Genomic DNA, 11,894 nt, shown 5'->3' on the forward strand with positions numbered 1-11,894 from the left:
CTAACTTACAGCGTTAAATTATTGTCTTCTATCATTTTTTGTAAAATTTGTGCTTCTAATGCACTGCTACTGTCACCTTGATACAGATCGTCGTACGTGACATCAGCTAGCAAGATGTTTTGTTGAACGTCTTCGTCACCATTAGGTTTAATAGAAATGGTCACACCTTCACCAGATTCTTCTAAATCTAGATATTGTGTTGCCCCTAGCCCTGTATTAAGCCCTAGGCTTCCCAAAATACCCGAGAGGTCAATTGCATCAGTGTCTGGAGACGCATCAAAATCTTGAATCACATCGTAGCTTGGTGCTTCTGCACTACCTAAGCCTGAAGATGCGAACACAAAATTGTCAGAGCCTGTACCGCCAATCAACAGATCGTTATCATCTGTCGCGGTAATCGTAGAATCCCCTTCAGCGACAAACTCAATCGATACGGTTTGGGGTAACCCGACCGCTTGGTTATTGCCTATCTCTGCAGACGGCTCTATCGTTAGGTCAAATTGATCACCACTGTTGTAGCCCCCGGTAATCGCTAGGTTAGGCACATCTGCCAAGTCCACCACATATTGACCATAGACCATAGAGCCGTGTGAGAACGTCAAACCTGCGGGAATATCATGAATTGTAATGAAGCCCACTTCTGAATCAGCAGGGTTTACAAGAGAAAGGTCTAAACCAAGAGGAATCGTGCCACTTGCTTCTGCCACGATCGAAGAATATTCAACGCTCAATAACGGTGCATCAGGCTCTGGTGTGATAATAAGCGTCATGTCTTGCGAGCTCGGGTCACCCGTGTCGACCACTAACTCACCGAGTACCGTATTTTGATCAACCGTTCGGCCGGTAATCGTAATATCGAGGTTACCAAACGCATCGCCTGCAAAGAATTCGAGCTCATCAACAGAACTTGCTTTAACGAGGATCGTCGCCTGTATGATGCCACCAACACTGGTGAAAGAACTGGTTTCTGATCCAATTCGAATTCGGTCTAACCCAACTAACCCTGATGGGTCCGAAGTTCCATTCACTGTTACCGTAATTGCTAAAAACTCATCACTGTTAGTTTCAAAGCTATTGGCATCAAGAGGAATCACGATGCCATCATCTTCACTTCCAGTGAGCTGTTCAGGTAAATCGAAGAACTCAACTTTGTCACCTATAGGGTTAACACCTACAGTAAATTCAGATTGTGTATAACGGATATCCGTCGTACCAATTTCTTGAGTAATCGCCTCTAGAGACAGATTAATGTCACCACTAAAGTCTCTTGGTGGCAGAATGACTAGATTAGATAACTGACTTGGATCTAACTGCCACTCATAGGTAGGGTTTCCATCGAAGGTACCGCCATCAGCACCATTGTTTGGAACCAACTCATAGTTGTCTCCGATTTTAATCGCGACAACTGCGCCTTCAGGAACTCCCTTCAACGAAAGCGACATGTTTTCAGAACCATCTTGGTCAATCAGCTCTGCGCTAAGTGATGACAACGAAATGTAATTATCTTCATCTCCGATAATATCCTCTGTTATCAAGTTCGCCACATCAGCGACTGGCTCAATAGTAATAGTCACGACCGTCGTTTTATCTTGCGTATCCGTTTCTGTCACGCAATCCGCTTCATCGGTAATATTTGCTGTCACAGTGAGGGTAATTTCACCACTGTAATGCTCAGGTGGCGTAACTAACACATCACTCAAACGGCTAGGGTCTGTGACCGTCCAAGTCCCATCGCCATTATCAACTAACAACCCGGTGTCAGTTGGAGTTTCAGACAAGGTCGCTCCATTCGAAATGCTCACCGTTAGAGAGTTAACGGTTTCTTTACCGGTAGCGCTATTGCCTTCACCAGTGATTAATTGTCCATCTTCAACGCTATCACCAAGAACCAGTTCAAGGTTAAGGTCTGTCGCGATGTCTTCTTGAATGGTTGTGGAGTCGGCTTCAACCGTAATGTCATCGACCACAGGCAGAACTTGGATACTAATGGTTTGGGCCGTCGTCACCGTATCACCGCTACATGGTGAGGTCTCAATTGTCTCTATGGTGAAATCAATACACCCTGCAAAATCTTCATCCAAGCCCGTTAACGTTAGTTTCGAAAGTCCATCTGCAGTGATTGAATAACCGACGATCTCACCAGAAGCATCGTATTCAGCAATCACACCATCACCGGAGATCTCAACGCCTTCAGGAAGTGAATCGGCAGGAATATAGAAAGAGATTTCATTGTCTGGATCACTGCCAACATCGGTGTTTAGCAAGCCAGTGAGATCAATATCTTCCCCTTCAGGTGTTTTAATTTCGCCATCGGGTTGAATCGGGCTTGGTGGGCCAACAGGGTCACAAGAACCGCCACCGCCGTCATGACCAGTAATTTGCAGCGGGAAAGTCGCATCAATATATCTCGCATCTTCACCATCAATCACACGAGCACGAACCACAATATCCAGTACCGGAGTATCACTTGGGCTGGAAATCGTCGCATTATCTAAAATGTACGCTGCGAGTTCTTGGAAAGAGTCACTCGTTAACCCATCCGCAGATATGATCCAATTCCCAGAGCTATCTTGAGCGGCACCATTAGGGTGCTCAACAATCAACGAATAGCCGTCGGGAATCTCGATCAAAATATAATCGAGGTACTCTGACCCATCGATATCCGCGTCGACGAACGTCACGGCGTTAGAGATATCAACAGGCGAGCCGTCTGTACTCTGTAACAGCTCTGTAGAGCCTTCTAATCGAGTATCTAGCTCGACACGAGCATCTACAGTCACGCTAATAGAACCAGTAATATCTTTAATATCCGTTGCACCAGTTGGAGAGGTATCCGTGACTTCATAGGTGATAGGAATTGAGAATGTTCCGCTTAAATCTTCTGTCGCTGTAACAGAAAGCCTGCCGCTGCTTAGAAGATCCGAAAGCGTTGGCGTTGTTGAGTCCAGTAGAGTATCCAAATCTAAGCCTGAAGCTGGGACCTGAATAACACTCCCATCAAAATAAAGAGTGAGATCTGCAGGTAGGCTATCAATGACATATCCCGTCAAGGATTCGCTGCCATCAATATCCTGATTCACTGAAGGTTCAAGGTTCAGGCCGATTTGACTGTCTTCGATGCCTTGAGTACTGACCACTTGACCGTCTTCTTGATCAACGACCGGCGCTAGCTCTACTTTAAGTGTCATAGGAAACTCGCCCGAATCACCATCGGGCTCAGTTGAGATAGCAATAACGGTGAGTTCTAATTCACCACTAAAATCAAGAACTGGCTTGAGATACAGATCATCCAGTTGAGCGTTAGAGACTTGGAATACGGGCCCTGTCACATCATCAACATACGCAATCGTCAGCGATACTGGTTCACCCAACGCATCCACCAGCAAAGTGCCTTCAGGAATGTTAGTAAGCAGTATGTTGATCTCTTCTGAAACATCGTCATCCGTCGTTTGTATGAGGAAGTCGAGCTGTATTAACCCATCTTCATTCAAGACCGATTGGTTGCTGATGACTTTACTGTCACTGTCGTATTGCCAATGACCATTACCACCGTCTACCGCGATAGGTTCATCCACAACACCTTTCAAAAAGATATTGATGGTTTTTGTATCACTTGACGCTTGCCCATTGATAGGAATAAGTGAATCGATCGTCGACTCAGTCGCTATTGCTGTTACGTCTATTGACAGATCTTCAGTAAAGGAACTGATGTCTTCTTTAGGCTGAATATAAGCAATACCATTGGCGATAGCTTCGGCAGTGACTGAATAGGAATTATTGCCTATCTTTGCGGTACCATCACCTTCAACAGACCAGCCATCTTGAACTTGGATAATATAACTTAACGATTCAGAACCATCGGTGTCCGCCAAAGCGCCTTCAATAACGTCTTTGAGGTAAATAGCTTCATCCTCTAGTCCCTTGTATTCTTTAACAGACACATGAGGAGTATCAGCATCAGGTGAAATATCGACAGTAACGGTATGTACAATACTTGCCGTTTTATCATCTGGGTCAGCGAATGAATTGCCAGACTCTGTTGCAACCGCAGTAATCTCAAACTCAAAGCGACCCGCTAGGTTGTCGTCAGCCCTGATTTCCATTTTATCAATCTGAGCCTGTGTGTAAGATTTCCCTTCTTTGACTGCGTTGCCATTTAACGTCAAATTCAAGCCGTCAGGAATCCCACTAATCTGGTAGCTCAATGTTTCTGACGTATCTTGATCCACCAGCTGAGCTGTTATGTCCAAACTGACTGGGTCTGAGTCATCTTCTACTGAATGATAGGAGAATACGGAAGCCGACCAATCCGGTGCATCAGCCACCGGTAAAACAGACACTGCAACATCAGCCGTCAGTTCTTTAGGATCCGTATCAGTGCTAATGATTGCGTTGATCGCTAGGATAACCGTTGAGGTGGTATTGGATTCATGAAGCGCGGGACGATAAGTCAACTGTCCATTAGGCCCAGTGAACTGACTATCAATCGCTGCCAATTGACTTCCAGACAAGGTGACCTTGCCGTCTACAACTTGAAGCAACACCCCATCAAGGTACAAGCTACCACCGTTTATCGATGCTTCTGAGAACTCGATAGCAGTAACGGTTTCGCTTTGGTCGACATCGCCGGTTGCCACACTTACAACGATAATCGCGTCATTGTCTTCTGTGGTTTCAGAATCTTCATAACGAATAAAACCTTCGTTATCATCCAGAATAAGCTCAGCAGTACTGGTAACTTTATCACCGTCCGCATCTCGCACCAGATAATCGATGTCATCGACGATCTTAGGATCTGCAGGGTTTGTTGATACATTGGGATTTGTAGTCAGCTGGTAGCTACCATCTGAAGAAAGCGTAAACTGACCGTAAGTAGACCCACCATCATAATCATTAATTAGATTAATCATGATAGGAGTTCCTGCGTTATCAAAGGTATAGGTAGTACCGCGATAGTCAAAACTTACAATGGTTGCGCCATCGGCACCTGCGAATTTTTCTGTTAGAAATTGTCCATTAAGGTCATCACCCTCAACCATTTCAATTGCCCCTGAACGCGCAACTGGGACAGCATCTGTTACGTTGACAGAATAAATTGCCGGATCAGAGCTATCGCCGTCCGCATCGTTGACCACCAGTTCAAAATTGAGGGCTAGATTATTCTCTCCATCAGCATTGGCGTGATCGAGAGGTGCATAAAGGTCGAACTCTGTTGTCCCATCAGTATTAAAACGAATCCTAAATATATTGTTTCCATCAGAATCTTGACCGTAATACCAACCATCAGAATCGACAGCTTGCAGTGAAATGTCTTTCCCTGCACTCGAATATGAAAGTGCATCAAACGCAGCGGTGTCGACCGTCACAGAGACAACATCATCGGAACCTTCGATTATTCCTAACGAAGGGCTAGAATCTTCAACACCAACCTGTTCGCTGTCTCCAAGCAGACCGTCTTCATCAACAGAAATGCTTCCGATAACAGTAATTTTAGGGTTTGCACCATCGTAAATCTTAATATCAGATTCTTGTGTATCTCGTGAACCGTCTGAATCGATGGTGACGATTGAGGCTGGAATCGACAGCTCTGTGTCCTTCACACCGGTTCCGTGGTCTATTGACTGGTACAAATCAATCTCAACCGTGACATTCGTGGAACCATTGGCTTCTAAGCTAAAATCTTCAGGAAGTCTCACTTGGAAAACAGCATCGCCATTCGACAATACCGCATCAAACGTTCCATCCCCATTATCTCGCCAAGACAATGCTTCACCATTACGTGTCACCGCCTCACCGTCACTATCAAGAACGGCTTGGCCAGTTGTCACATCTAACCCCAAGAACACGAGTGGATCGTTGCCCGCACTCACGGCTAAGCTTGCACTCGCTGTTGTTCCAACACCAGACGGGGTTGTATCAGCAACAGGGTTTTCACTCAACTCGACCATGCCAGAGCCAATCGTAGGCTCCCCACCATCCGTAATCGAGACGTTCAAGGTTAATTGAGTTTCATCGTTGTCATCATCTTTTGCTGTGATGACAAAAGGAATTTGGTCGGTTCCATTCGTTTGGTCGAGGCCCTTGAATAGTTCAAAGGTGTAAGTGACATCAGTATCGGTCTCACCTGACAGAGAGGTAAAGCTCAAGGTGAACGCTTTATTTTCAGCACTTTCAGAGCCAACATAACCAGTAAGTTCATTTCCGTCTGCAGAGACCACATAGATGATCTGTACACCCCCACTAAACAACTGCGGCTGATCTCCAACATCAAAAAATACAGACTCAACAAAGTCACTTCCGACGTTGAGATTGAAAGTGCCAGTATCTGAAACACTGCCGTGAATAAGATCTGATTCGTCCACAGCAGCATTGCTAGTTGAAGTTAATATTGGGTCGGCTCCATCCTGGATGATCCAGTCGAATTGCCCTTGTTTTAAAGAAGTGCCATCTAAATCCGTTCCATCAATAATAAGTGGCAGGGTGATGGAGTCGTTGCTGAACAGGTGGTTGATAGGCTGTTCTAACACTAATGTGACATCTGCTAGAACATCGATACCACTAGCGACTGCACTCAACGTTAGCGTGAATATCGTTTCACCATTTGCTTGTGCGGTAATCGTTTTACCATCATTCGCTAACGTGTAGGTTAGAGGAAAGTTCTCATCTCCGGTCGTCAAGCCCAAGGCGTCTAACTGCACCAGAGTATTAGCATTAAATACAATAGAAGCGGGATCTGGATTATCTGATCCAGCGGAAACGGTAAACTGGCCGACTACAGTTTGAATTCCATCAGACACATCACCTTCAGAGCTGGTCGTTGTCCCATCAACAACTAGCCCTGCATCACCATCAAAAATATCAATGACCGCAGTGCCGTTTCCGAAATCATTACTGATGTCGCCAGCAACATAGTTGAAGGTGATGTTCTGATCAACTGTGTGGTCCAAATTCCTGTTGGCGACGAACGTCCAGTGGCCATTCGCAAATACGGTCAAGGTGCCTTCGCTAGTAGCAAATGAAACCGGAGAGCCACCAACAATCGTCTTGGTCGTACCATCAACTTCAACACTTTTTATCGTAAGTTGAGTATCCAAATCGATGTCGTTATTCAACACGTTCCCTGACGCAATCTCACCCTCGATCATTTGATAAGACTCATCAAAAACCAGAGGTTCAGAATCTTTGATGACAATAGGTAAACGTCCTATCACTAACTCCGTTGTACCATCAGCATCGGTTTGCAAACCTTCGATGAGCAGAGCCGTCAGAATTGAATCTAACCCAGCTTCCTGATCAATCGCCTTATAAAAATTGATATTTACGTTGCTGCCGGAAATTGACGCATCGAATACTTTTTGCCCATCGCTTCGTGTGCCAATTAGGCTTTGTTTATCAGCCGATACAGCAACGGTTATCGATAGGGTTTGAGAAGTTAGTGACTCTGCGATGCTTTGATCATCGCTAAAAGAGAAGTCCGCATAATCGATGCGAATATCAGAGGTCTGAGTTTGATTTCCAAAAATCCCGACAACAGTTTCTGAGAACACAACCGACTCGGGCAGTATAATGCTTGGCATATCATCGATAGCTTGATTGCCTACCGTATTGAAAACTTTGGCATCAACCGTCCATTCTGACGCCAAGTTTAGGGACGAGACATCTATATTTTCAACAACCCAATTACCTGATGCATCAACAACACCCTCAAACACAAGAGTCTGAGAGCCATCATTAACTTCAATATAAACAGGAAGACCTTCGGCAACATTGGTTGTGCCTTGCATGGTTGTAAGTTGGCCGCCACGAAATGCCAAAATACTAAAACCGTCTAGCGTATCAATGTCTATAACAGGCGAAACAGTATCAATAACAATTTGCCCTGCGCTATTTATTGCAGAAGCAGGGTTACCGGCAACGTCAACAGTGTCAGCCTCAATTTGAATGCCACCATCGGAAAAGCTGGTTAGATCCACGCCTTCAACTGACCAAGCACCATCAATCACAGTTGCCGTCAGAACAATGACATTCGTTGTGCTGTCAGAAATACGAATATTGACCGTTTGGCCATCTTCTACGTTCTGTACCGTACCAAAGAATTTAGCCGACTGAATTTCGAAGCTATTGAGGACACCGTCGCCACCATCATCAACCGCAGCGGTGATGTCCGCTAGCGTATCTTTCACGATCGTGTCGGTCGCTGTTGTAGGGTTTCCAGCAATATCGATAGTATTGGCAACAACGGTTAGCTCACCTTCTGCAAAGCTTGAGTAGTCTTGAAGAGTCAGAGTCCAAGTTCCGCCGGATACTTCCGTTGTGTATTCTTGTATCGTTCCTTGGCTATCGGTAATTGAAATGTTGATGGTTTGCCCATCTTCTACATTGGCAATCGTACCAACTAGCACCCCATTCGATATTTCAAATTGATTGTAAAACTCATCACCAAAGCCATCGAAGTCAACCTCAATGTTGGCTAATGTGTCTTTGATTGTGGAATCGTTAGCTGCAATGCTATTGCCAAAATCATCAGCAATGACAGCATCGACTTGAAGATCCCCCTCCTCCAATGAAGAGAGGTCGACGCCATTGACGACATACGTTTCATCGCTTGTGATGGCTGTGGTGGTTACTGTGTTTCCGTTAACATCAGTGATGGTCAGAACAACGGTACGCCCGTCTCGAACATCCACTGCCGTGCCCGTAATCGTGACACTTGGTACTTCAAACTGATTTTCGTAACCGTCTCCACCATCCAAAATATCAACGGTTAATAGTGCACTAGGTAACAGAATATCAAGGTTACCCTCATTCGAGGTTGTATCTTCGTCGGCATATTCTGCAGGACGCGTATCAAAACCCGCCTCAGCGAGCGTTTCATCTAAGGTGGAACGAACATAAACAATAAAAGAGGCGCTGGAACTAGGTTGGTCATTTACTGAGTTAGGCTGTTGAGGTGCGCTTTCAATGTTGTTGACGAGTTCGGTGACCACCTTTTCCAACTGTTGTTCAACTGCGGCGATTTGTGGTTCGGTTAGGGGCTGAGCCTCTTGTAAATTCTGAGGTTCAATGCTGACGACTTGCACGCCTTCAACTTTTGGCTGCGTAGCAGGTAATTGAAGCCAAGTCCCATCAGGGAATACTTGCCACACAACACCACCAACTTCGATATATAAAATAGGATCCATCCTAAACCTCTTCCTTACAAAAACGCTGACCTTGAGAACATCAATTTACTCAATAAAAAGCCGGATAAATCAGCACACTCTCTTTAGTTAATACTAGCAAACAACAAACCATTAACAGTTAATTAACACTAATGCGCTGTAAAGTAAACCGATAGGCTGTGACTGCATTCAGTTATATCTATCGTCACAAAATACATTCAATGAATGTGTCATAATGTTGAAATTACTGGTTAAATTTCAAGGAATGTCATGACTGCAACGAACTATCTCAACCAATTGAATCAAAAGTATCTTGCGACTCATAAAGCGAAAGAAGACTTCTTTTGGGATACATATATGGGTATCAGTGACGACCACGATGGTTCGACACTCGCACAGACTCAGTGGACGGAATTTCTAAGCTCTGCCGAACAGATTACTGCTATCGAAACGCAACTCGCTGCTATTGATGAAATTCAAGATCCTCTCGAAAAAGAGAGTACGCTGACAGGCTTGAATGGTTGGTTGGCGACCTTTAGATCTCACGCTATTGAGTCTGAGCAGTCACAGAAGCTTAAATCCGATCTCATAAAGTTTGAGGCTGAACTGTTTGAGAAAAAACAGAATCATGTAATGACTTACGTAAATGAAACAGGTGATGAAACAGAAGGATCGCTGCCCGTTTTAGGTTCAGCCGTTAGAAGTAATGGTAATGAACAAGTTAGGCTTTCTGCACATCAAGCATTATTAGATTTAGAGCAATGGCTGCTGGTTAACGGCTTTATTGAGCTGATCAAAAAACGTAACCAATTTGCTCAATCACTGGGGTTTAAAACCTTCTTTGATTACTCGGTGGTAAAAACCGAACAGATGACGACAGAACAACTGTTTACGATTCTGGATGACTTCGAAGCACGCACGCGTGATAGCCATCAGCAAAGCCTAGCCAATTTGGCAGAGCAGAAAGGCGAGAATGCACTTCAAGCCCATAACTTTACCTACTCTTTTGCAGGTGACGTTATGAATGATCTTGATCCTTATGTTCCGTTCTCAAAGTCACTTCGACGCTGGATTGAATCTTTTGGTCGCCTCAACATCGAATACTCTCAAGCGACATTAAAATTGGATCTGCTTGATCGTAAAGGTAAGTACCCTAATGGCTTCTGCCATGGCCCTATCCCTTCTTTCTATGACCAAGATGCTTGGGTTGCGGCCCAAGTTAATTTCACTAGCAACGCTAAGCCCGATCAAATAGGCAGTGGCTATGATGGGATTAACACACTATTTCACGAAGGTGGTCACGCGGCGCATTTTGCTAATGTAAAAATGAACGCCCCTTGTTTCTCTCAAGAGTTTGCGCCGACTTCGATGGCTTATGCTGAAACACAATCCATGTTCTGCGACAGCTTGTTAAATGACGCTGACTGGCTAAAACAGTACGCTCTAAATGCGGACGGGCAACCTGTGCCAGATGATCTAATTAAAGCCATCATCGACAATAAACAGCCCTTCCGAGCTTACCAAGAACGCAGCATTCTTGTGGTTCCATATTTCGAGCGAGCCCTGTACGAATTAGCTGATGAAGACCTCACGCCTGAAAAAATCACGGCACTTGCTCGTAGCAGTGAAAAGGCAATTCTTGGATTGTCTTGCAGCCCTCGTCCACTGATGGCGATCCCTCACTTATTGTCTGATGAAGCATCTTGCTCATACCAAGGTTATCTATTGGCTCATATGGCGGTGTATCAAACACGAGCTTATTTCACCGACAAGTTTGGTTACTTAACAGATAACCCAGAGATCGGGCCTTTGTTGGCGAAACACTATTGGCATAAAGGCAATAGCGTGAACCATAACGGTACAATCGAAAGCCTGACTGGGGAAGGTTTTAATGCCAAATATCTCGCTGACGAGTGTAACTTATCGCCAGAGGAGGCTTGGGCGATTGAGGAGCAAAAAATCAAACAGCTGTCGACAAGAGAACGTGCACCAGTCGCGGATTTGAATGCGAAGGTATCGATCGTTGATGGAGCAACTGAATTAGCGAATAATGCAAAGTCGAATGACCAAATGTGTGATGATTTTGAGCACTTTATTATTGAGCAATACGGTCGATAGATTGAGTTTTAATGCTAATGAAAAAGGCAAAAATGAGTAGTGACATAACTCATTTTTGCCCCAAAACAAGCTAGAGCAGGATTGAGGCTAATTTCAAGACACGCGATTAGACTTACTTTTCCTTATGTCTAGAGTTCTGACTATGTGGCCAAATTTACTGATCCACTACAGTTGATGCTTCTTCGTAAGAAAGGTGATCTGGAAAAGTTATAAAGCGATCTTCATGACCAACCACTTCCTGAGCTAACATACCATCAGTACTGCCTCCGCCTCTGGCCACATCGTTGCTACCTTGATTGATCGCGACAGTGTCCCAAGTCGGAAAAAACAGACCAACCACGCGGTTCCAACCTGAAGATGTGTAACCTTGCTACCGTCAGCAATCACATCACCTCCGCCAACAGCAGATGAGGCAAATTCAGACATCTGGATAAGGTCTCGACTCGGTTTTATCGTGAATTTTTCATGATGGGCTCGCTATTGAATTGAAAAATAAGGACAGGAGAGAATGACTCCCGCCATAAAGACCATCAATTAGTTAAGTTTGATTCGAAGCACATGGTATGGCTTGGTTGAACCTTCTTCGCCTTCGTTGAAAGCAGGGTGGAAGTGAAG

The 11,894-nt window shown here is 44.8% G+C and carries 3 protein-coding genes; 1 reads left to right on the forward strand and 2 read right to left on the reverse strand.

The window, feature by feature from the left end; translation table 11 throughout:
• Positions 1 to 5 precede the first annotated feature (5 nt).
• Positions 6 to 9,182, reverse strand: coding sequence for an RTX toxin (locus AB4351_RS14500; protein WP_372126380.1), 9,177 nt, complete (start codon positions 9,180 to 9,182; stop codon positions 6 to 8).
• Positions 9,183 to 9,431: 249 nt separating this feature from the next.
• On the opposite strand from AB4351_RS14500, the gene AB4351_RS14505 reads away from it, so the two are divergent.
• Complete coding sequence (locus AB4351_RS14505; protein ID WP_372074923.1) at positions 9,432 to 11,279, forward strand: M3 family metallopeptidase; 1,848 nt, start codon at positions 9,432 to 9,434, stop codon at positions 11,277 to 11,279.
• A gap of 154 nt (positions 11,280 to 11,433) precedes the next feature.
• Here the strand turns inward: AB4351_RS14505 and AB4351_RS14510 are convergent, their stop codons facing one another.
• On the reverse strand, positions 11,434 to 11,619 hold the full coding sequence (locus AB4351_RS14510) for a hypothetical protein (protein WP_102530869.1): 186 nt from the start codon (positions 11,617 to 11,619) through the stop codon (positions 11,434 to 11,436).
• Between the last annotated feature and the right edge of the window lie 275 nt (positions 11,620 to 11,894).

The sequence above is a fragment of the Vibrio sp. 10N.261.51.F11 genome, from assembly GCF_041471665.1.
In the GTDB taxonomy this organism is placed as follows: domain Bacteria; phylum Pseudomonadota; class Gammaproteobacteria; order Enterobacterales; family Vibrionaceae; genus Vibrio; species Vibrio crassostreae_C.

Excerpts from the sequence above, each read along its gene's own strand:
- AB4351_RS14500 (WP_372126380.1), bottom strand. The coding sequence starts at position 9,182 with ATGGATCCTATTTTATATATCGAAGTTGGTGGTGTTGTGTGGCAAGTA.
- AB4351_RS14505 (WP_372074923.1), top strand. The coding sequence starts at position 9,432 with ATGACTGCAACGAACTATCTCAACCAATTGAATCAAAAGTATCTTGCG.